The sequence below is a fragment of the Stenotrophomonas sp. STEN030 genome (assembly GCF_056759995.1).
Window position 1 is genome coordinate 66,676 of sequence record NZ_JBRREB010000014.1, and the last position, 21,643, is coordinate 88,318.

General features: G+C 64.2%; 15 protein-coding genes. 8 read left to right on the forward strand and 7 right to left on the reverse strand.

The window, feature by feature from the left end:
* Window positions 1-69: 69 nt before the first annotated feature.
* Complete coding sequence (locus ACVOLR_RS06895) at window positions 70-1,446, forward strand: FAD/NAD(P)-binding protein (protein ID WP_481535782.1); 1,377 nt, start codon at window positions 70-72, stop codon at window positions 1,444-1,446.
* Window positions 1,447-1,626: 180 nt separating this feature from the next.
* Window positions 1,627-3,822, forward strand: a complete 2,196-nt coding sequence (gene uvrD / locus ACVOLR_RS06900) for a DNA helicase II (RefSeq protein WP_481535783.1) — start codon at window positions 1,627-1,629, stop codon at window positions 3,820-3,822.
* Window positions 3,823-3,893: 71 nt separating this feature from the next.
* Here the strand turns inward: uvrD and rtcR are convergent, their stop codons facing one another.
* Window positions 3,894-5,495 carry an RNA repair transcriptional activator RtcR gene (gene rtcR, locus ACVOLR_RS06905; protein WP_481535784.1) on the reverse strand — a complete coding sequence of 534 codons (1,602 nt, stop codon included), beginning with the start codon at window positions 5,493-5,495 and terminating at the stop codon, window positions 3,894-3,896.
* A gap of 188 nt (window positions 5,496-5,683) precedes the next feature.
* Between rtcR and ACVOLR_RS06910 the strand changes: the two genes are divergently transcribed.
* The 4 genes from ACVOLR_RS06910 (at window position 5,684) to ACVOLR_RS06925 (ending at window position 10,760) form a co-directional block, all read left to right on the forward strand.
* A complete protein-coding gene (locus ACVOLR_RS06910) occupies window positions 5,684-7,231 on the forward strand; it encodes a vWA domain-containing protein (protein WP_481535785.1) in 1,548 nt (515 codons plus the stop codon).
* Between the two features lie 698 nt (window positions 7,232-7,929).
* On the forward strand, window positions 7,930-9,156 hold the full coding sequence (locus ACVOLR_RS06915) for an RtcB family protein (RefSeq protein ID WP_481535786.1): 1,227 nt from the start codon (window positions 7,930-7,932) through the stop codon (window positions 9,154-9,156).
* Window positions 9,157-9,204: 48 nt separating this feature from the next.
* Window positions 9,205-10,221: an RNA 3'-terminal phosphate cyclase gene (gene rtcA, locus ACVOLR_RS06920; protein WP_481535787.1), complete on the forward strand. Its 1,017-nt coding sequence runs from the start codon at window positions 9,205-9,207 to the stop codon at window positions 10,219-10,221.
* 89 nt (window positions 10,222-10,310) lie between these two features.
* The gene (locus ACVOLR_RS06925) at window positions 10,311-10,760 is read left to right on the forward strand and encodes a universal stress protein (RefSeq protein WP_481510418.1); all 450 of its coding nucleotides are present in this window, start codon (window positions 10,311-10,313) and stop codon (window positions 10,758-10,760) included.
* A gap of 334 nt (window positions 10,761-11,094) precedes the next feature.
* Here ACVOLR_RS06925 and ACVOLR_RS06930 read toward each other — a convergent pair whose 3' ends face one another.
* Complete coding sequence (locus tag ACVOLR_RS06930) at window positions 11,095-11,376, reverse strand: DUF2782 domain-containing protein (protein WP_481530445.1); 282 nt, start codon at window positions 11,374-11,376, stop codon at window positions 11,095-11,097.
* A 78-nt stretch (window positions 11,377-11,454) separates the two neighbouring features.
* Between ACVOLR_RS06930 and polA the strand changes: the two genes are divergently transcribed.
* Both polA and ACVOLR_RS06940 read left to right on the forward strand, forming a co-directional pair.
* Window positions 11,455-14,223 carry a DNA polymerase I gene (polA, locus tag ACVOLR_RS06935; RefSeq protein ID WP_481535788.1) on the forward strand — a complete coding sequence of 923 codons (2,769 nt, stop codon included), beginning with the start codon at window positions 11,455-11,457 and terminating at the stop codon, window positions 14,221-14,223.
* Window positions 14,224-14,622: 399 nt separating this feature from the next.
* Entirely contained in the window at window positions 14,623-15,105 is a 483-nt protein-coding gene (locus tag ACVOLR_RS06940; protein ID WP_481535789.1) for a DUF421 domain-containing protein, read from the forward strand.
* A gap of 188 nt (window positions 15,106-15,293) precedes the next feature.
* On the opposite strand, the gene hemF is transcribed toward ACVOLR_RS06940, so the two are convergent.
* The 5 genes from hemF to ACVOLR_RS06965 form a co-directional block, all read right to left on the reverse strand.
* Window positions 15,294-16,190, reverse strand: coding sequence for an oxygen-dependent coproporphyrinogen oxidase (hemF, locus tag ACVOLR_RS06945; protein ID WP_481535790.1), 897 nt, complete (start codon window positions 16,188-16,190; stop codon window positions 15,294-15,296).
* 46 nt (window positions 16,191-16,236) lie between these two features.
* Entirely contained in the window at window positions 16,237-17,793 is a 1,557-nt protein-coding gene (locus ACVOLR_RS06950) for a hypothetical protein (protein ID WP_481535791.1), read from the reverse strand.
* Between the two features lie 16 nt (window positions 17,794-17,809).
* Window positions 17,810-18,388 carry a hypothetical protein gene (locus ACVOLR_RS06955; RefSeq protein ID WP_481535792.1) on the reverse strand — a complete coding sequence of 193 codons (579 nt, stop codon included), beginning with the start codon at window positions 18,386-18,388 and terminating at the stop codon, window positions 17,810-17,812.
* A gap of 40 nt (window positions 18,389-18,428) precedes the next feature.
* A complete protein-coding gene (locus ACVOLR_RS06960) occupies window positions 18,429-18,860 on the reverse strand; it encodes an NUDIX hydrolase (protein WP_481535793.1) in 432 nt (143 codons plus the stop codon).
* A 185-nt stretch (window positions 18,861-19,045) separates the two neighbouring features.
* Window positions 19,046-21,412 carry a S9 family peptidase gene (locus tag ACVOLR_RS06965; RefSeq protein ID WP_481535794.1) on the reverse strand — a complete coding sequence of 789 codons (2,367 nt, stop codon included), beginning with the start codon at window positions 21,410-21,412 and terminating at the stop codon, window positions 19,046-19,048.
* Between the last annotated feature and the right edge of the window lie 231 nt (window positions 21,413-21,643).

The following is a 21,643-nucleotide window of genomic DNA, read 5'->3' on the forward strand; positions in this document are numbered from 1 at the left end:
GCCCTGCAAGCATGAATACATGCCCGTGCAGCATCAGGCGGGGGTACTGCATCGCCTACAATCGGGCAGATGAGTGTTATTGATACCCCTGCATTGTGTGATCTGGCCATCATTGGTGGTGGCGCCGCCGGCGTACTTGCCGCCATCGGTGTACTGCGTGGCGCAAGCCAGCCGCTGCGGCTGCTGGTGATCGAGCCCAACCTGCCGTTGGCCCGTGGCGTGGCCTATGCCACCACCCGCGACGAGCACGTACTGAACGTGCCGACCGCCAAGATGAGCGGTTTTCCTGAACAAGCCGAGGATTTCCTCGACTACCTGTGTGAAGTGCAGGCCTTTCCGGCGCTTTCGCGGGAACAGCTGGCCGGGCAGTTCGTGTCGCGTCGTTACTACGCCGACTACCTGCGCCAACGTCTGCAGCAGGCAGTGGACGCCAGTCCTGCGCAATTGGAGATTCTGGCTGCGCGGGTACAGACGCTGCAGCCCAACGGCGAAGGCGTATTGCTGACGCTGGATTCGGGCCGGCCGCTGCAGGCTGGGCGGGTCATTCTGGCGGTGGGCAATGCGCTGCGGCCATTGCCGGCGCGCGGCGCCAGCAGTCTGGCCGACGGCAAGCGCGTAGAGGCCTGGGATTACGCAGCACTCGACAGCATTGCCGACAACGCCGACGTGGCGATCATTGGTTCCGGCCTGAGCATGGCCGACAGTGTGGCGACGCTGCAGGCCAGTGGTCATCGCGGCCGTATCCATGTGATGTCGCGGCATGCGTTGCTGCCGCTGCCGCATGCCAAGGGTGCGGCGGCCGACTACGATCCGGAACCGTTGCTGGCAATGAATCTGCGCCAGCGCATGCACGCGCTGCGATGTCATGCGGCCGAAGCGGCGACGCGTGATATTCCGTGGCAGAGCGTGATGGAGCGTATCCGTCCGCTGGGCCAGCGGTTGTGGCAAACCCTTTCATTCGACGACCAGCGTCGCTTCCTGCGCCATGTGGTGCGTTACTGGGACGTGCATCGCCACCGCATCGCCGCGCCGCTGCATGCGCAGCTGCTGGAGCTGCAAAAAGCTGATCGCCTGCAGCTGCACCGCGGTCGCCTGGAAACCGCCGTTGCCGAAGGCGCCTGCGTGCGTCTGACCGCCCAGGATCGCTGGCGTCAGCCGCTGCAGCTGGAAGTGCAGTGCGTGGTCAACGCCACCGGCGTTGAGATGCGTGCACAGGCGATGCGCAATCCGCTGCTGCAGCAGTTGCTGGGCAGTGGCGTGGGCCGCGCCGGCCCGCATGGGATTGGTCTGGATACAGCGCCGGACGGCAGCTTGATCGATGCTGATGGCGTGGTTGAGGCGCGCGTACAGGTCTTGGGTAGCCTACGTATCGGCAGCCTGTGGGAAAGCCTGGCGATTCCTGAATTGCGTGGGCAGGCGGCAGCGGCGGCAAAGCAAGCGCTGTAGGCAGGCTGTCGGTAGTGCCGAGCCATGCTCGGCAGGGGCCTTCCAAGTAATCCCAAGGTAGTGCCGAGCCATGCTCGGCAGGGGCATTACCGGTAAAGCTCCTGCCGAGCATGGCTCGGCACTACAGGGGCGGCCCCTGCCCGACGGGAAGCCTTGCTCCGCTTCCCGTAAAATGGGCGCATGGATGTCTCCCACTTGCTCGACGGGCTGAACGCAGCCCAGCGCGAGGCCGTTTCCGCGCCTCTTGGTCACCACCTGATTCTTGCCGGCGCCGGTTCCGGCAAGACGCGCGTGCTTATCCATCGCATCGCCTGGCTTACCGAAGTCTGTGGCGTGCCTGCGCACGGCATTTTCGCGGTCACCTTCACCAACAAGGCGGCCGGCGAAATGCGCCACCGCATCGACCTGCAGCTGAGCAAGGGCAGCCGCGGCATGTGGATCGGCACCTTCCACGGCTTGGCCCATCGCCTGCTGCGCCTGCACTGGGGCGACGCCAAGCTGCCCGAAGCCTTCCAGGTGATGGATTCGGACGACCAGCTGCGCATGATCAAGCGCGTGGTGCAGCAGCTGGAGCTGGACGACAGCAAGTACCCGCCCAAGCAGGTGATGTGGTGGATCAACACGCAGAAGGATGAAGGCCGCCGCCCGCAGCACATCCAGCCCGAACCGCATGACCAGTGGGGCGAAACCCTGCGCCAGGCCTATGCGGCCTACCAGGAGCGCTGTGACCGTGCCGGTCTGGTCGACTTCGCCGAGCTGCTGTTGCGCGCGCATGAACTGCTGCGCGACAACCCGGCGCTGCTTTCGCATTACCGCGCCCGCTTCCGCGAGATCCTGGTCGACGAGTTCCAGGACACCAACGCCATCCAGTACGCCTTCGTGCGCGTGCTGGCCGGCGACAGTGCGCATGTGTTCGTGGTCGGTGACGATGACCAGGCCATCTATGGCTGGCGCGGTGCCAAGGTCGAGAACGTGCAGCGCTTCCTCAAGGATTTCCCGGGCGCGCAGACCATTCGCCTGGAGCAGAACTACCGTTCCACCGCCAACATCCTCGGTGCCGCCAATGCGGTGATCGCGCACAACCCGGACCGCATCGGCAAGGAGTTGTGGACCGATAGCGGTAACGGTGATCCGATCGACCTGTTCGCCGCCTACAACGAGATGGACGAGGCGCGTTACCTGGTCGAGCGTGCACGACAGTGGGTGCGTGATGGCGGCAGCTATGGCGACGTCGCCGTGCTCTACCGCAGCAACGCGCAGTCACGCGCCTTCGAAGAAGCCCTGCTCAGCGAGCAGGTGCCGTACCGCGTCTACGGTGGCATGCGCTTCTTCGAGCGTGCAGAAATCAAGGACGCGCTGGCTTACCTGCGCTTGATGACCAACCGCAACGACGATGCGGCGTTCGAGCGCGCGGTGAACACGCCGACGCGCGGCATCGGCGAGCGCACCCTGGACGAAGTGCGGCGCATCGCACGGCAGCAGGCGCTGCCGTTGTGGGAAGCGGCGATGCTGGCCACGCAGGGCACCGACCTGACCTCGCGCGCGAAGAACGCCTTGGCCGGCTTCATCAATCTGGTGCAGCAGATCACCGCCGAAACTGGCGAGATGGATCTGTCCGAGCGCATCGACCATGTACTGTCGCGTTCGGCCTTGCGTGAGCACTGGGGCAAGGAAAGCCGCAACGCGCTGGATTCGGAATCGCGTACCGACAACCTCGACGAATTGATCTCGGTGGCCTCACGCTTCGTGCGTCGCGAAGACGATATCGAAGAGGGGGCCGAGGACATGAGCGAGCTGGTTGCGTTCCTGTCCTACGCCTCGCTGGAGGCCGGCGAAGGCCAGGCACAGGCAGGAGAGGAGGGCGTGCAGCTGATGACGCTGCACTCGGCCAAGGGCCTGGAATTCCCGCTGGTGTTCCTGGCCGGTATGGAAGAAGGTTTGTTCCCCAGCGCACGCTCGCTGGAGGAAAGCGGTCGCCTGGAAGAAGAGCGGCGCCTGGCCTACGTCGGCATCACTCGCGCCCGCCAGAAGCTGGTGCTGGGCTATGCCGAATCGCGCCGCATCCATGGCCAGGACAATTACAGCCTGCCGTCACGCTTCCTGCGCGAGATCCCGCGCGAGCTGCTCAACGAAGTTCGCCCCAAGGTACAGGTCTCGCGCCCCGCCTCGCTTGGTGCAAGCCGGTCGATGGGCGGCCACGCCAACATCGAAAAGCCGCCGATCAAGCTCGGTGCGTTGGTGAATCACCCGAAGTTCGGCGAAGGCATGGTCACCGACTACGAAGGCAACGGTCAGCACGCACGCGTGCAGGTCGAGTTCGCCGACGCCGGTAGCAAGTGGTTGGTGATGGCGTATGCGAATTTGACTGTGATTTGATGCGTCTGTGGGTGCCGGCGGTTTGTCGGTGCCCATTGTCTGTGCGAAAGGCTGCCGAGCATGGCTCGGCACTACAGGTGGGTTGCGTGATTCCTCAGCTGGTCCCAATCCAGATCGAACTTGGCGAGGTATTTGCGCAGGCGGTCGGCATCATTGGTGCTGGCGCGCTGGGTACGTGATACCGCGAACAGTTCGCGGCCGGCGGCAGACAGGCTTTTCGAGCGGAGGCAGACGCGCACCACTTCCTCAAGTTGCACGCGATCGAAACGGTCAAGCTGGTTTGTCGCATCGCCCAGCAATGCCTGCAATGGTGAAACGTCATCGCCACCGTGCCATTGCGTGCGCAGGCGGTCGATCTCCTCATCGACGCCGTCGGTCTGGATGCGGCCGGCATTGGCCAGCGTCGCCATTCGAACCACGCTGGCGCCGAGGTCGCGGAAGTTGCCGCGCCATGCCGCCTCGGTGCTGGTGGCAAAGCTCAGGTAGCGACTGCGTGCCTCGGCGTTGAAGCGCACGCGTTCGTGCTGTTCGCGTGACCAGCGCTCCAGTTCGAATTCCAGGTTGGGTTCGATGTCCTCGCTGCGTTCGGCCAGGCCGGGCAGTTGGTAGGTCCACAGGTTCAGGCGCGCCAGCAGGTCTTCACGGAAGCGACCTTGGCGGACGTCGTGCTGCAGATCGCGGTTGGTGCCGGCGATCAGCTGGAAATCACTTTCCACTTCTCGGTCACTGCCGACCGGCAGGAAGCGCTTCTCTTCCAGTGCGCGCAGCAGCATGGCTTGTTCGTCGGCGCCCAGTTCGCCGATCTCGTCGAGGAATAGCAGGCCTTGATGGGCCGAACGCAGCAAGCCGGCACGGTCGCTGCTGGCGCCGGTATACGCCCCCTTGGTGTGGCCGAACAAGGTGCTCATTGCGCCATCGCCACGCAGGGTGGCGCAGTTCACTTCTACGAAGCGGCCGGGCAACTGGTGCTTGAGCTTCTTCAGTTCGAACACGCGTTTGGCCAGCTGGCTCTTGCCGGCACCGGTGGGGCCGGTCAGCAGCATCGGGGCGCGCGAGCGCGTGGCCACTTTTTCGATCTGCTCGATCATCCGGTTGAAAGCCGGGTTGCGGGTGGCGATGCCGCTCTTGAGCAGGTCGCGGTCCTGCAGCTGTTGCTGGGCGAAGCGCTGGGCGATGTGGTCGTAGCGCGACAGGTCCAGGTCAATCACGGCATGGCTGCCAGGGTCGCCATTGGCCTGCTTGCGCGGTGGCGAGGTCTGCAGCAGGCGGCCGGGAAAGTGGCGGCTCTCGGTCAGCAGGAACCAGCAGATCTGGGTGACGTGGGTGCCGGTAGTGATGTGGACGTAGTAGTCCTCTTCGTCCGGCTGGAACGGGTAGGCCGCCAGGAAGTCATGCATGCGGGCGTATACGCCCTCGAACTCCCACGGATCGATCAGGTAGGTGTCATGCAGGCGAACCTCGGTGGCTGGTGATACCAGTGCCAGGTCTTCCTGTACCTGCGTGGCCAGTCGGTTGAAGCGGCGCCGGTCCAGCATCAGCTCGATGCGATCGGGCTGGAAGTCCTCGTGCATACCCAAGGCGACCGTGGGCCGCCATTTCTCCCAGCGACCGGGGCCGCTGCCAAGGTCGAGCTGTGTGCCGAGCATGCCGAAGACTACCTGACGCTTGGACATATCCATTCCTATAAATAGCGCGCGGAAAGTATACGTAATGTCCGGTTGTGGGCGCGCGATCTTTCTCCGGGAATGGATAAATATCTTTATTAATCAATGAATTGATCTAGATTTCGAAAAGTTGGCACGGCCATTGCGTTGTATAGGGCCAAGAGAGAGGCGGGCAGTTCCCGCCGAGGAGACACGAAATGGCCAACGCAAACCTGTTCGCATCCTTCCGTGGCGCGCTGCTGCCGAAGGCGACGGTGCGCAACGAAGCCGGTGGATCGGCCTATGCCCGTGACCCGCGTGCGGCCTTGGCCCTGTTCGCCGCCACCGGATGCTTGAACAGCACCTTCTACGCCAGCGCCGATGGACAGCTGGAGCAGGTGCAGGCGCTGTGCAACGAGGTCGATGCCGGCTTCATCGCCCGCACTGCTGCTTATGCCCACGGCGTGGCGCATATGAAGGACGTGCCGGCGCTGCTGTTGGCGATGCTGACCGTGCGTGATGGCGAGGCATTTGCCGCTGCCTTCCCGCATGTGATCGACAACGGCCGCATGCTGCGTACCTTCGTGCAGATCATGCGCAGTGGTCGGGTAGGTCGCCGTTCGCTGGGGTCGTTGCCGAAGCGCTTGCTGCGGCAGTGGCTGGAGCAGGCCTCGCCGAGGTCGATCATCCGCGCGGCGATCGGCAACCAGCCGTCGCTGGCCGATGTGATCCGCATGGTCCACCCCAAGCCGTTGGATGCCGCGCGTGAGGCGCTGTATGCCTGGGTGATCGGGCGGCCGTACGAGGAAGCGCTGCTGCCGACGGAACTGCGTGCCTACGAAGCGTTCAAGCGCGATCCGCGCGGGATGCTGCCGGACCTGCCGTTCCAGTACTACAGCGCGCTGGCATTGGATGCCGCGCAGTGGTCGGTACTGGCACGCAACTCGTCCTGGCAGCAGCTGCGGATGAACTTGAACACCTTTGCCCGTCACGGTGTGTTCGAGGACGAATCCATGGTTGCCGAAGTGGCAGCGAAGCTGCGTGATCCGCGGCAGATCGCCCGTTCGCGGGTGCTGCCTTACCAGTTGCTGATGGCATACCACGCCGGCGCTGCACTGCCGCGTCCGATCCTGGACGCGCTGCAGGACGCGATGGAAGTGGCGACCGCTTCGGTGCCGGCATTGCAGGGCAAGGTGGTGGTGGCGGTGGATGTCTCCGGTTCGATGCAGTGGCCGGTGACCGGCTATCGCAAGGGAGCAAGCTCGGCGGCGCGTTGCGTCGACGTGGCGGCCCTGATCGCGGCCTGCGTGTTGCGCGGTCACCCGCAGGCGCAGGTGTTGCCCTTCGATACTGAGGTGCATCCGCAGCAGTTGAATCCGCGTGACAGCGTGATGACCTTGGCGCGGCAGCTGGCGATCAATGGTGGCGGCACCTCGGTAAGTGCGCCGCTGGCCTACTTGAACCGCAAGCGGGCGCAGGTGGATCTGCTGGTGTTGGTGTCGGACAACGAAAGCTGGCGTGACACCCGCGGCAACCGTGAGACCGCAACCATGCGTGAGTGGGCCGCGCTGAAGGCGCGTTGCCCGCAGGCGCAGCTGGTCTGCATCGACCTGCAGCCGGTGTCCAGCAGCCAGACGGTTGAGCGCGAAGACGTGCTGCATATAGGCGGCTTCAGCGACGCGGTGTTCGAGCTGCTGGCCAATGCCAGCCTGCCGTCGGCACAGCGTCCGCGTTGGGTGGAGCGGATCGCGGCAATGGATCTTTAAGGGCGATACGGATGTCGCCGATGTGATGCCCGGCCGGCAATGGGGCCGGCCGGGCCTGGAGAATTGATTTCATGGGAGAAGGCGGATGCCGGCCTGACTACATTGGTTGTTCACTCCGGTTCGAATCCGGAGGGTCAGTCCAACCCTTGCCGTCTGCTCCCACCCTTCAATGTCGGCGTGTACGAATGCCGATGGAACTACAGCCTTTCACGCTCCAGGTCGCGGGTTCGATCCCCGCTCGATGCCGCAATGCATCGGTAGCTCAGTGGTTAGAGCAGGATCGCCGCCTTGCCCTCGTGGCAGCGCGGTGAAGCGTTCCATCATTCTTGTCGTATAAGCCGGCACCCTATTCGCATTACTTCGTGCTTCGGCATGAAAAAGCTTCAACGTCGGCACGCACGAATGCCGAAGGAACTACAGCCCCTTAAGCTCCGGGTCGCGGGTTCGAATCCCGCCCGCTGTGGAGACGCAGCGGTAGCTCAGTCAGGTAGAGCAGGATGTTCCTTCAAACCTCGTCGTGCAGGCCGGCACCTTTTTAGATGTTTCATGCGGTGAATGCAGGTGGAACTACAAAGGCAGCCCTACGGGGTCGGGTTCGACTCCCGGCCGCAACGCCAGACACATATTTGGTGTTGCGGTCAGTTCCACCGCCCTTTGTCACCGCACCTTTGGATTTGAAGATGACAGGAAAGCCATCAATGAACGACACCAATTACAACGTGATCCAGGAGCCGGGTGCGGCACCGATCAAGCTGTGGACGCGCGGCGTGCCACTGGAGGACGAAGCCCGCGAGCAGCTGAAGAACATCGCGCGCCTGCCCTTCATCCATCAATGGGTGGCGGTGATGCCTGACGTGCATCTTGGCAAGGGCGCAACCGTGGGTTCGGTAGTGCCAACCATCGGCGCCATCATTCCTGCTGCAGTCGGTGTGGATATCGGCTGCGGCATGATCGCCACCCGTACCACGCTGACCGCCAGCGACCTGCCGGACAATCTGTCCGCCCTGCGCAGCGCGATTGAACGCGCAGTGCCGCACGGTCGCAGCGTGACCCGTGGCAGCCGTGACAAGGGCAGCTGGGATACGCCGCCGGAGCTGGCGGTGGAAGGCTGGTCGCAGCTTGCGGCCGACTTCGCCTTGATCTGCGAGCGTCATCCAAAGCTGAAGAACACCAACAACCTCAAGCATCTGGGAACGCTGGGTACCGGCAACCACTTCGTCGAGGTGTGTCTGGATGAAGAGCAGCGCGTGTGGTTCATGCTGCACTCCGGTTCGCGTGGCGTTGGCAACGCCATCGGCACCTACTTCATCGAGCTGGCCAAGCAGGAAATGCGTCGTTGGATGATCAACCTGCCGGACCAGGATCTTGCCTATCTGCCGGAGGGCAGCGCGCACTACGGTGACTACGTGTTCGCGGTGGACTGGGCACAGCGTTTCGCCCGTATCAACCGCGAGGTGATGATGCGCAATGTGGTTGCGGCCGCACGTACCGTGATCAGCAAGCCGTTCGAGGCCCAGGCCGAGGCGGTCAACTGTCACCACAACTACGTCAATCGCGAGCACCACTTCGGCAAGGATGTGCTGGTGACGCGTAAGGGGGCGGTGAGTGCGCGCAAGGGCGAGATGGGCATCATTCCGGGCAGCATGGGCGCCAAGAGCTTCATCGTGCGCGGGCTGGGCAACGAGGACAGCTTCCACAGCTGCAGCCACGGTGCCGGCCGTGTAATGAGCCGTACCAAGGCGCGCAAGCTGATCAGCGTGGATGACCACATCAAGGCCACCGCGCATGTGGAATGCCGCAAGGACGCCGAGGTGGTGGATGAGTCACCGGCCGCCTACAAGTCGATCGAGGCGGTGATGGAGGCGCAGCGCGATCTGGTTGAGATCATGCATACCTTGCGTCAGGTGGTATGTGTGAAGGGATAGGGCAACATGGCGCTCCACTGCGGTGGGGCGCCAAAGGAAGGCAAGACAATGGAAATGATTGAGATAGATGGAACCCAGGGCGGCGGGCAACTGCTGCGCTCTGCGCTGAGTTTGAGCCTGTGCACCGGGATAGGCTTTGCCATGCAGGACATTCGCGCCAAGCGTTCACGGCCGGGACTGATGCGTCAGCATCTGACCGCGGTCAACGCCGCGGCGCAGATCAGCAATGCACAAGTAGAAGGCGCAGCCCTGGGTGCGACCACGCTGCGCTTCGTGCCGAGCGCCGTGCATGCCGGTGATTATCACTTCGCCATCGGCAGTGCTGGCTCGGCCACGCTGGTGTTGCAGACCGTGCTGCCCGCCTTATGGCAGGCAGCAGCGCCGTCGCGTGTGCGTCTGGAAGGCGGTACACATAATCCGATGGCGCCGAGTGCTGACTTCATCAGCAGCGCCTATCTACCAGCGCTGGCGCGGATGGGCGTGCAGGCGGAGTTGCAGTTGCATACCCCGGGCTTCCATCCGGCCGGCGGCGGCGCGCTGGAGGCGACGGTGCATGCTTGCCCGCAACTGCTGCCGCAGGAGTTCAGCGTGCGCGGGCCCTTGCAGGCGCTGGAGGCGCAGGTGCTGGTGTCGGGACTGCCCGCCGCCATCGGCCAGCGTGAGTTGGATGCACTGGCGCGGCGGTTTGGCGTGGACGCGCATCCGCGGCATGTGCAGGTGGTGCGGCCGGCCTTGGGTCCGGGTAATGTGGCCTCGATGACGCTGCGCCATGACATGCATGTGGAACATTTCGACAGCCACGGCGAGCGCGGGCTGGCTGCCGAGGACGTGGCAGGCCGGCTGGCCGATACCGTGCAGGCCTACCTGGATGGCGGTGCCTGCGTGGGCGAGCACCTGTCCGACCAGTTGCTGCTGCCGATGGCGCTGGCCGGCGGCGGCCGCTTCACCACCGCCACGCTCAGCGACCATCTGCGCAGCAATGCGCGGCTGATCGAGAAGTTCCTGCCGGTGGAATTCGACTGGCAGCAACGCGGACCACACTGGGAGGTATGGGTCAGCGCCTGATCGGCCCGGTTTGATCTTGCGCAAGGCATGGGGGCAACATCGGGTGTGCAATGGTGTCACCACCACCCTTTCCTGCAAGGAGAACTGCCATGTACAAGCGCATCCTGATCGCCACCGACGGTTCCGAGCTTTCCGCCAAGGGCCTGGCCAAGGGTCTGGAGCTGGCCGCCCAGTTGGGCGCACATGCCGACATCGTCACCGTCTCCGAGCCGTGGGCGGTGGGCATGTACGATGCCATGGGCTGGAGTGCCGGCTACGAGGCCAGCCCGGAGTACAAGAAAGACCGAGAGGAAGCCGCGCAGAAGATCCTGCAGCCGGCGCTGGAGGCAGCCCATGCGGCCGATGTGGCCGACGTGCAGACCCACCACGTGCTGGACCGCTACGCCGCCGACGGCATCATCGACACCGCCAAGGCCTGCAACAGCGACCTGGTGGTGATGACCTCGCACGGCCGCCGTGGCGTCACCCGGGTCCTGCTGGGCAGCCAGACCTCCGAAGTGCTGGCCCGCAGCACGGTACCGGTGCTGGTGATCCGCTGAGGGCTTTGAGCCCCCTCCCTTTCGCGCAGCGCAGGGGAGGGCTGGGGAGGGGGGCTTCTCGCCGTGGCCCCAAAGAAACCAGAACCCAGAATCAACAAAGCCCTCGATAGAGGGCTTTTGCCCCCTCCCTTTTGCCGAAGGCAAAGGGGAGGGCTGGGGAGGGGTGCTTTCCGCTGCGGCCCCAAAAGAAGCCAGTTACCAGAATCAACAAAGCCCTCGATCGAGGGCTTTGTTCTGCCGGGGGAATTGGCCTGTTGGTCTTCAGGCTTGGCCGCCAAAGGCACCCCTCCCCAACCCTCCCCTCCGTGCTGCGCACGCAAGGGAGGGAGCAAGCTCACCAGCTATACAGCTTCCAATACACCGGCTTGGTGCCGTCCTTGTCGCTGTCCATGCGGCCGTCGCCATCGCGGTCGTACATGTAGAACGGGGCGCCACGGGCCGGGGTCACCTTGACCATGCGCAGGGTGCCGCCGACGCGGTATTCCTCGATGGTGTCGCCGTTGTCCATCGCCTTGCGGGTGACATCCGCGCCTTTGACATCTACCGGTGGCGAGCCATCGCCGAGGGTGGCGCAGCCGGCCAGGGCCAGCAGGGGGATCAGCAGCAAGGATTTCATGGTGGTGCTTCCTTCGGTGGGAATGGTCCGATTATGCCTGTCCACATGCGACAACGGCCCGCCGCGTAGAATCAGCGCATGAGCAGATTAGTCCTTATAGACGGTTCCAGTTACCTGTACCGCGCGTTCCACGCGCTCCCGCCACTGACCAACGCCAATGGCGAGCCGACCGGCGCGCTGTTTGGCGTGGTCAACATGCTGCGTTCCACGCTGAAAGAGAAGCCGGAGTACGTCGCCTTCGTGGTCGATGCGCCGGGCAAGACCTTCCGCGACGACATGTATGCCGAGTACAAGGCCAACCGTCCGCCGATGCCCGACGACCTGCGTTCGCAGGTGCAGCCGATGTGCGACATCGTGCAGGCGCTGGGCATCGACATCCTGCGCGTTGACGGCGTCGAAGCCGATGACGTGATCGGCACGCTGGCGCTGGCCGCCGCTGCGGATGGGCTGGATGTCACCATCTCCACCGGCGACAAGGATTTTGCCCAGTTGGTGCGCCCGGGCGTGGCGCTGGTCAATACCATGACCGGCAGCCGCACCGATTCGGACGCGGCAGTGATGGAAAAATTCGGCGTGCATGCCGAGCAGATCGTCGACTACCTTGCCTTGATGGGCGACACCGTCGACAACGTGCCGGGCGTGGAGAAGTGCGGGCCCAAGACCGCCGCCAAGTGGCTGGCCGAGTACAACGATCTGGATGGCGTGATCGCCGCCGCCCCGAGCATGAAGGGCAAGATCGGCGAAAACCTGCGCGCCGCGCTGCCGCGCCTGCCGTTGAACCGCGATCTGGTCACCATCCGCACCGACGTGCCGCTGGAACAGGGTCCGCGCGACCTGCAGCTGCGCGAGCAGGACGTGGAGTCGCTGCGCGGCCTGTACGCGCGCTACGGCTTCACCCAGGCGCTGCGCGAGCTGGGCGGGGTAGCCGCGCCGGACGTCGGTGCCGACAGCAAGCCCAGCCTGCGCGGCACTGCCGCCGGTTACGCCAAGGCAGCAGATAGTGAGCCGGTTGTTGGCCTTGATCCTGCGATGGCGCAAAAGGGTGAATACGAAACGGTATTCACCAGCGAACAATTGCAGGCCTGGGTGGAACGTCTGCAGGCCGCCGACGAATTCGCCTTCGATACCGAAACCGATGCGCTGGATGCGATGCGCGCCAACCTGGTCGGCATCAGCCTGGCGGTAGAGGTTGGCAAGGGTGCGTATATCCCGGTCGGCCATATCTATCCGGGTGCGCCGGCGCAGCTGCCGATGCAGCAGGTGCTGGATGCGCTCAAGCCGCTGCTGGAGGACGCCAGCAAGAAGAAGCTCGGCCAGCATGGCAAGTACGACATCCATGTGCTGCGCCGCCACGGCGTCGACGTGCAGGGTTATGCCGACGACACCATGCTGGAAAGCTTCGTGCTCAACTCCACCGCCACCCGCCATGACATGGACTCGTTGGCGCAGCGCTACCTCGGCTACACCACCACCAAGTTCGAGGAAGTGGCGGGCAAGGGCGCGAAGCAGATTTCCTTCGCCCAGGTCGGCATCGACGAGGCCGGCGCCTACGCCGCTGAGGACGCTGACATCACCTTGCGCCTTCACCGCGTATTGGGCCCGCAGCTGGCGGCGGTGCCGTCGTTGGAGAGCGTGTATCGCGATATCGAAATGCCGCTGGTGCCGGTGCTGGCACGTATCGAAGCCAACGGCGTACGCATCGATGCGGCCGAACTGAAGCGGCAGAGCAGCGATCTGTCCGCGCGCATGCTGGCCGCACAGCAGAAGGCCACCGAGCTGGCGGGCCACACCTTCAATCTGGATTCGCCCAAACAGCTGCAGGCTGTGCTGTTCGACGAGCTCGGCTTGCCGGCGCTGGTGAAGACCCCCAAGGGCCAGCCCAGCACCAACGAAGAGGCGCTGGAGGCGATTGCCGAGCAGCATGAGCTGCCGCGGATAATCCTGGAGTACCGTGGGCTGGCCAAGCTGCGCAGCACCTATACCGACAAGCTGCCGGAGATGGTCAACCCGGATACCGGCCGCGTGCACACCAGTTATCACCAGTCAGGTGCAGCGACTGGGCGGCTGTCCTCGTCCGACCCCAACCTGCAGAACATCCCGGTACGCACCGACGATGGCCGGCGCATCCGTCAGGCCTTTGTCGCACCTCCGGGGCGCAAGCTGATGGCCTGCGATTACTCGCAGATCGAACTTCGGATCATGGCGCATCTGTCCGAAGACCCGGGGCTGGTGCGTGCGTTCGAGCAAGGTGCCGACGTGCATCGCGCCACCGCCGCCGAAGTGTTTGGTCGCGCGCTGGACGAAGTGACGCCGAACGAGCGCCGCGCGGCCAAGGCGATCAACTTCGGCCTGATGTACGGCATGAGTGCGTTTGGTCTGGCCAAGAACCTCGGCATCGACCGTGGCCAGGCGCAGGATTATGTGGCGCTGTATTTCAGCCGCTATCCGGCGGTGCGCGACTTCATGGAGCGCATGCGCGTGCAGGCGCGTGAGCAGGGTTATGTGGAGACCCTGTTTGGTCGCAGGCTGTACTTGAACGACATCAACGCCCGCAACCAGGGCCTGCGTGCCGGCGCCGAGCGCGCTGCCATCAACGCACCAATGCAGGGCACTGCGGCGGACATCATCAAGCGCGCGATGGTCAGCGTGGACGGTTGGCTGCAGGGGCACAGTGACAAGGCCAAGATGATCCTGCAGGTGCACGATGAACTGGTGTTCGAGGCGGACATCGCATTCATCGACACCTTGCGTGCCGAAGTTGAGCAACGGATGGCAGCGGCCGCGAGCCTGCGTGTGCCCTTGGTAGTCGATACCGGAATCGGGGAAAATTGGGACGAAGCTCATTGATTTTCTAGTTTCTTAACTAGAAAGTTTTAGTAAATGAAACAATGCGTCGCGTTACAGCGCATTTATTAAATATCTCTGATATTCGGCAGATGAATCTGTCCTTAATTCTCTTGAGAGAACGACAGAATCTTCACGATCCATCAAGGTTGGGAATGCTCATATAGTCCGCGACAGACGCAACGTCTGTCGCGGATCTCTCCCATCCCCTGGAGCAGATCTCGGAGCGGGGATTCCTCCCCAAATGCCCGCTCCCCGGCCCCGTCGACCCCCCCCTGGTCGGCGGGGCTTCTTTTTTGGGCGAATGAAACAATTCCGGCAGGCGTTGATGCCGCCGGACTGCTCGCATCATCTTTATCCGCGATGGCCGAGGATGGCGTCATCGAGTGATGGAGGGGAATCATGTCCGATCTTTTTGCGCTGGCGATGCCGTGGTGGGAATTCATCCTGCGCGCGGTGATTGTCTATGTCGTGGTGCTGGTGATGGTGCGGTTGGCAGGCAAGCGCACGCTGGGCCAGTTCACCCCGTTCGACATGTTGTTGCTGGTGTTGTTGGGCAATGCCGTGCAGAACGCCTTGCTGGGGCCGGATACGTCATTGGGCGGCGGCCTGTTGCTGGCGCTGACGCTGATCAGCTTGAACTACTTCGTGGGCTGGATAACCACCCGCAGCCCGGCCGTGGAGCGGATGATCGAAGGTGAGCCGGTGGTACTCGCGCGTCACGGCCATGTGCTGCAGAAGGTGCTGCGGCGCGAGCTGGTGAGCAAGGCCGATTTCGCCAAGGCGATGCGCGACGCAGGTTGCGACGACGTGGATGAAGTAGACCTGGCGTTACTGGAAACCAACGGCCACATCACCATCATCCTCAAGAAGGACAAAATGTAGCGCCGAGCCATGCTCGGCAGAAGCCTTGCCAGGAATTCGAACTTGTGGGAGCGGCGTACGCGGCGAAGCTCGTGATCCATCCGATTGCAGGCATTGCTGCAATTTCATTGCTGTCGGCTTCGCGGCTTACGCCTCTCCTACAAGGCTGCTTGTAAAGCCCCTGCCGAGCATGGCTCGGCACTACGGTTTTACAGCCAATCGCGTGGGACCAGGTACTCGGCCAGGCGCGCTTCGTCGCTTCCGGTGTCCGGGGTGTAGCCGTACTCCCAGCGCACGCGCGGTGGCAGGCTCATCAGGATGCTCTCGCTGCGGCCGCCACTCTGCAGGCCGAACAAGGTGCCGCGGTCGTAGACCAGATTGAACTCGACGTAGCGACCACGACGGTATAGCTGGAACTCGCGTTCGCGTTCGCCATACGGCGTGTCCTTGCGGCGTTCGACGATGGGCAGGTAGGCATCGAGGAAGCCGTCGCCAACCGCCTGCATGTAACTGAAGTCGGTTTCGAAGTCGCCGTGCAGGTCGTCGAAGAACAGGCCACCTACACCGCGCGTTTCATTGCGGTGCTTGAGGAAGAAATACTCATCGCACCAGCGCTTGTGGGCGGCATAGCGGTCAGTGCCGTAAGGCGCACACAGCTCACGGGCAACCGTGTGCCAATGCTGCACGTCTTCGTCGAACGGGTAGAACGGGGTCAGGTCGAAGCCGCCGCCGAACCAGGCCGCCACCGTCTTGCCATCCAGTTCGGCCTGGAAGTAGCGCACGTTGGCGTGGGTGGTCGGGAGGTAGGGGTTGCTGGGGTGGAACACCAGCGACACGCCACAGGCGCGCCAGGACGCTCCTGCGAGCTCCGGGCGGTTGGCCGAGGCGGAGGGTGGCAGGCGGGTGCCGGCGACGTCGGAGAAGCCGATGCCGGCCTGCTCGAACACCGCGCCATCGCGCAGGATGCGGGTGCGGCCACCGCCGCCTTCGGCGCGCTGCCAGCGGTCTTCGTTGAAACGGGCCTGGCCGTCGGCCTGCTCGATGGCGGCGCAGATGCGGTCTTGCAGGTCGGTCAGATAGTCGCGTACGCGGTCGAATTCGTTCATGTGCGTACTGTAGCGCAGGCCGCTGCTGCGGCCTGCGCCTTGAGCCTTACTTGCGCAGCGATTTGCCCTTGCTGGGTGCCGGCGGCGTTTCTGTCTCTTCTTCGTTGTCGAGGTCTTCGGCGGCACGCATCAGCTGTGCACCCAAGCCGGCCATTGCCCAGTTGGTGGTCTCGTAGACATCGCAGGCCACGTGGGTGCCCTTGCCGTCGCGCTTGCAGATCGACAGCAGCTTGCCCGGGATGTCTTCATCACCGGTGTTTTCGTAGACGGTGCGCAGGTTTTCGCAGCCAACGCGGACGCCGGCCTGGCACAGTTTCTGGTAGGACGGCGCAGCGGCCTGCCAGTCGCCGGCCAGTGCATGGCGGTGGCCGAGGGCGTTGCAGCCCTGCAGCTTGCCGCTGTCGCAGCAGGCCTGCGGGTCGCTGCCCAGCGGGCAATCCTGCGGCAGCGGCAGTTCGACGAACACCTTGGGCGCGCTGCACTGGCTGCTGCCGCCGGTGCGCTGGTAGACGGCATAGCGGTTCCAACTGTCGATGCCGAGCAGACCGCCGTTGCGCAGCGGCTTGAGCACGAAGTCGCCGCCCTTGTCGTGGCGGATGTGGATGGCGCCATCCTGCAGGCGTGCGCGCAGTTCGCTGCCCATGCCCATCGTGACCAGACCATCGTTGCCGAAACCGAGCTCGTCCATCAGCCCGGTGCTGGCCTTGTAGTCGCCGCAAGGCAGGCTGCTGGCGGGGCCGACTTCAAGGTCGGCAGCGCTCAGCACGGCCAGGCTTTGCGCGCGCTTGCAGGTCATCTCGTCGGCACCAGCCTTGCAGGCCAGCTGCAGGGCGTCGCGCGCGGGCAGGTAACGCCCGGCATCCCAGTGTGCATCGGCGACCTCGCTGCAGAAGCCTGCGTCCGGATGGCTGCGGCACAGCTGCAACAACTCGTTCAAACGCGGCTCGGGCAGGACCACGGTGTTGCTGCTCAGCGCGCCGGCCAGCGCCTTGGCCATGGCGATGCCCAGCACTTCCTTGGCTGCTGCCAGACAAGCCGCTTCGTTGTACTGCGGGTTGCCTTCCTTGCAGACCGCAGGTTCTTCCAGATCCGGATCAGGGGTTGCCGCCTGTTGTGCGGCCTGGGCTTCATCGCGGTAGCTGGACAGCAGGCGTTCGCAGGCGAACGGCAGATCTTCCTGGCACCACTGGCTCAACTGCTGCGGCGTCGCCGAGCTGGCGTTGTCGATGCAGCTGTCGATATCGGCACGGCAGCTGTTCGCGGCAGGCGTGGGCGCGGTCTTGCAGCTGCTGGCAGCATCAAGCACGTAGTCGCCAAGGCTGCCGGTGATGCGCTTGCCGTCGCGGCTGAGGCTGTATTCGGTGCTGAAGCCATTGGATACGTCGGCGGCGTGCAGGGTGTTGCCCTGCTGGCGGATCACGTACTGGGTGGGCGCCAGGCCTTCATAGCGCATCGACGCCTGGCTGTTGCTTTCGACGACGAAGCGGGCCGAGCCCTCTTCGGCGGTATAGCTGCCGCAGCTCAAAGTGGCGGCGGCAGCCGGCAGCGCGCTCAGTGCGAGCAGGCCGCTGGCGAGGGCGGAGAGGTAACGTGGGACGGACATGCAAACTCCGGGGGACTCAACGAAACAGGGCGCGAACGTCGGGGCGACGCAGCTTGATCACCAGCCACGCATGCAGCACGGCCAATGCCACTGCTGCTACACCGCCGGTGATCAGCGAAGTCCACAGGCCGACGCGCAGTTGCACGCGCATTTCCAGACCTTGTGGTGAATTGAGGAACTCGGCAGGCACCATCGCCTGCATGCCTTCAAACATCCTGATTATCAGCGGCAGGAAGGCGAAGTTGGCCACCGCCACCAGCACCAGAAAGACGATGAAGCCGACTCGGCCCCATTCGCGGTGCTTGAGCAAGGCCCACGACACCGCGAGGAACGCGATCGACAACAGCAGGCCCAGTACGCTCAGCGAGAGTGCGTGTTCACCGAGCCAAAGCATGCCCGGCGTTACCGGCAGGCCTTCGTTCTGCATCACGCTGATGATGTCCAGGCGGCTCATCAGGGTCACCAGCAGCACCTGCAGCAGGCTCCAGACAATGGCCATTGCAGACATCAGCAGTGACAGTTTGGCGGTGACGGCAATGAACGAGGCCGCTGCGGAGGGCGTGGCTGGAGTGGGTGGGAGCTGGGGCGGATTCACGATGGCTCGCTACAGATATGTGGATGGAACAATGCTGGGATCAGCCAGCTTTCGCAGCGGGGAAGAGCGCGGCATACGCTGCAGGCAATACATGCAGCGCACTCAGTGGTGCCAGTTTCACACCGTGCGGCGACTGCAGCGGTATCCACGCCAGTTCGGCAATTTCAGCCTGTACCTGAGGTGCACCGCTGATGCTGACCAGGAAGGACTCGCCCTGCACGCGGCGGCCGGGTTCGTTGACCGCGGCGTCCTCGAAGCTGCCCAGCGCGACTGCGGTGCTGCTGTCGATGTGCACGCCGAGCTCTTCGTGCAGCTCGCGTGCCAGAGTCTGCAATGCGTCCTCACCGGGCTCGCGCTTGCCGCCGGGCTGGATGAAGGTATCCGAGCCGTGTTTGCGCACGACCAGCACGCGTTGCTGCGGATCGAGGATGACGGCGGTGACGATGCGGATGGGGTTTTCGGTGACTGACATCTGCTTCCAGCGGGTAGGGCTCCGTGCGGGAATGGTACTGGAGGCTTGGGTGATGGTGGGCGCTGCGGGGGCAGGAGCAGGATCAAGAGCACCTCTCCCCGGCCCTCCCCTTGGCTGCGCCAAAGGGAGGGAGCAAGGCCGCACCCACAAACAACAAGGGCGCCTCGCGGCGCCCTTGTTGATGCTTACTTCAGTTCCTGCTCGAACAACTTGAGGATGCGCTTGTACTGGTCCAGCCAGGAGTCGGCACGCGTATAGCTGTGGCGTTCCAGCGGGTAGGGCGCGATCGACCAGTTGTCCTTGTGCAGCTCGATCAGCTTCTGGCTCATGTTGATCGAGTCCTGGAAGAACACGTTGTCATCCATCATGCCGTGCGCGATCAGCAGGTTGTCCTGCAGGCCTTCGGCATACTCGATCGGCGAGGAGATGCGGTAAGCCTCCGGATCGATGTCCGGGGTGTTGAGGATGTTTGCGGTGTAGGCGTGGTTGTACTGATGCCAATCACCGACCGGACGCAGCGCAGCACCGGCCTTGAAGGTGCCCGGCGAGCGGAACAGCGCCATATAGGTCATGAAGCCGCCGTAGGAACCGCCGTAGATGCCGGCATGGGCGCGATCACCCTGCTTGGTTTCCACCAGCCAATCCAGGCCGTCCAGGTAATCATTCAACTCCGGATGGCCCATGTTGCGGTAGATGGCGGTGCGCCAGTCGCGGCCATAGCCTTCGCTACCGCGGTAATCCATGTCCAGCACGATGTAACCCTTCTGCACCAGCAGGTTGTGGAACATCTGCTCGCGGAAGTAGGTGGGATAACGCGCATGCACGTTCTGCAGGTAGCCGGCGCCGTGCACGAACATGGCGATCGGGTATTGCTTGCCCGGTTCGAGCTTTTCCGGGCCGTAGTACTTGGCCCAGACATGGCCGGCGCCGTGCTTGGATGGCACCTGCACCATCTGCGGTTGCACCCATTCGCGGGCCTTGAACTCGGCGCTGCGGGTGTCGGTCAGTTTGCGCGCTTCGCCACCGCTGACCGGCAGCACCGCGACCTGGGCCGGCAGATAGACCGCGGAGTAACGCACCAGCAGCTGCTGGCCATCCGGCGACAGGCTGAAATCTTCCACGCCATCCAGCGCGGTCACTTCACGCACGGCACCACCGTTGACGTTGACGTTGCAGACTTCATAGTCGCCCGGCCACTTCTGGTTGCAGACGAAGTAGAAGCTGTTGCCGTCGGCGCTGACCACCGGTGCCGAGGTCTCCCAGTTGCCGGAGGTGATCGCCTTGGGCTTGCTGCTGCCGCTCTGCGTGTACAGGTGCGAGTAACCGGATTCTTCGGACAGCAGCCACAGGGTGCGGCCGTCCGGCATCCAGCCGTAATCGTTGAAACCCCAGTTGATCCAGCCGCCGTCGGTCAGCCGGTGACGGCTTTCCAGGCGTGCGTTGCTGGCACTGGTGGTGGCGATCCAGCGGTCCTTGTTGTCGTTGGCGCGCAGCATCAGTGCGGCCTGGCTGCCATCGGCGTTCCAGCGGATGCCGCCGCCCATGAACTCGCTCATCAGTTCCAGCGGACGATTGCCCTTGAGCGCGTCCTTGCCGGCCTTGCGGCGCAGTTCGGCCAGCGGATCGGTGCCGATGCCGGGCAGGTTGTCCAGCGACAGCTGCTCGACCTTGCCGGTAGCCGCATCGGCCAGCCAGAACGTGTGTGGCTCGGGATTGTTGCGGCCAACGCGGGTGCGGGTGTCTTCAGCCTCTTCGTAACCGGACTCGGTCACGTACAGCGGCATCTTGCCGCCGCGGCCTTCGTCGTAGCCCTTGGGCTTGGTCACCACGATCAGGTGGCGTGCATCGGGCGACAGCGCGCTGTCGACGATCTCGACATCGGCGCCGAGGAAAATCGGTGCCGGTGCGCGGGTCGGGTCAGCCTGGCGCCAACGCTCGCCCTGCTCGCGCAGTTCTTCGCGCTGGGCGCGATCGGTGCGCAGTGTGGACAGGGTGCGCATCTGCTGGTCGCGCAGCACGTCGGCCTTAGGGGCGTCAGCCGGGTTCTTGTCGGCCTTCAGTTGGGCGACCTGGCTGGTGATGTTGTTGCGCGGATTCCAGTGGAACCAGTTGTTGCCCACTTCCCAGATCACGCCGCCATCGCTGGCGAAATTGACGCCACCGGCGCGCTCGTTGCTGCGGGTCAACTGGGTCAGTGCGCCGTTGCGCAGATCGCGCACGAACACGTCGCCATTGCGGACGAAGGCCATGCGCTGGCGGCTGCTGTCGTAGACGCGATCGGCGGCATCGAGGGTGCCGCGCTGGTCGTCGGCTACCTGCTGGGCGACCCCGCCGGCCAGCGGCAGGCGGAAGCTGTCGCGCACCGCGCTGCCCTGGCGCTTGAGGGTGTATTCGACCTGCTGGCCGTTCCACGACCACCAGGCCGATTCCACCGGCGGCCCGATCCAGTCCGGGTTGGCCATTGCCTGCTCGATGGTGATCGGCGTGGGCGCGGCATGGGCGTTGCCGAAAGCGGTCAACAACAGCAGGGACAGGGGCAGCAGCTTGGGCATCATTCGGCACCGGTGAAAGGGAACCGGACAAGCGTAGCAGCAGGCCAACGCGGCGGGCTGGGCCACAGGTCATGGAGGCCGGGTTCGGCGGGTGAGTTGCCGGAATCGGCAATGTTTTGCACCCTCCCGTTGGCGCAGCCAGGGAAAGAGGGAAGAAGCGTAGTGGGGGGGCGGCGGGGGGGGGGGGGGTTGGGGGGCGGCCCCGCCCCCGCGCGGGGGGGGCGGGGGCGG

What these genes read in the sequence shown, in the direction of transcription:
- ACVOLR_RS06950 (WP_481535791.1), bottom strand. Translation starts at nt 17,793, where the DNA reads ATGTCCGTCCCACGTTACCTCTCCGCCCTCGCCAGCGGCCTGCTCGCA.
- ACVOLR_RS06965 (WP_481535794.1), bottom strand. Translation starts at nt 21,412, where the DNA reads ATGCCCAAGCTGCTGCCCCTGTCCCTGCTGTTGTTGACCGCTTTCGGC.
- ACVOLR_RS06960 (WP_481535793.1), bottom strand. Translation starts at nt 18,860, where the DNA reads ATGTCAGTCACCGAAAACCCCATCCGCATCGTCACCGCCGTCATCCTC.
- ACVOLR_RS06925 (WP_481510418.1), top strand. Translation starts at nt 10,311, where the DNA reads ATGTACAAGCGCATCCTGATCGCCACCGACGGTTCCGAGCTTTCCGCC.
- ACVOLR_RS06910 (WP_481535785.1), top strand. Translation starts at nt 5,684, where the DNA reads ATGGCCAACGCAAACCTGTTCGCATCCTTCCGTGGCGCGCTGCTGCCG.
- polA (WP_481535788.1), top strand. Translation starts at nt 11,455, where the DNA reads ATGAGCAGATTAGTCCTTATAGACGGTTCCAGTTACCTGTACCGCGCG.
- uvrD (WP_481535783.1), top strand. Translation starts at nt 1,627, where the DNA reads ATGGATGTCTCCCACTTGCTCGACGGGCTGAACGCAGCCCAGCGCGAG.
- ACVOLR_RS06915 (WP_481535786.1), top strand. Translation starts at nt 7,930, where the DNA reads ATGAACGACACCAATTACAACGTGATCCAGGAGCCGGGTGCGGCACCG.
- rtcR (WP_481535784.1), bottom strand. Translation starts at nt 5,495, where the DNA reads ATGTCCAAGCGTCAGGTAGTCTTCGGCATGCTCGGCACACAGCTCGAC.
- rtcA (WP_481535787.1), top strand. Translation starts at nt 9,205, where the DNA reads ATGGAAATGATTGAGATAGATGGAACCCAGGGCGGCGGGCAACTGCTG.
- ACVOLR_RS06895 (WP_481535782.1), top strand. Translation starts at nt 70, where the DNA reads ATGAGTGTTATTGATACCCCTGCATTGTGTGATCTGGCCATCATTGGT.
- ACVOLR_RS06940 (WP_481535789.1), top strand. Translation starts at nt 14,623, where the DNA reads ATGTCCGATCTTTTTGCGCTGGCGATGCCGTGGTGGGAATTCATCCTG.
- ACVOLR_RS06930 (WP_481530445.1), bottom strand. Translation starts at nt 11,376, where the DNA reads ATGAAATCCTTGCTGCTGATCCCCCTGCTGGCCCTGGCCGGCTGCGCC.
- hemF (WP_481535790.1), bottom strand. Translation starts at nt 16,190, where the DNA reads ATGAACGAATTCGACCGCGTACGCGACTATCTGACCGACCTGCAAGAC.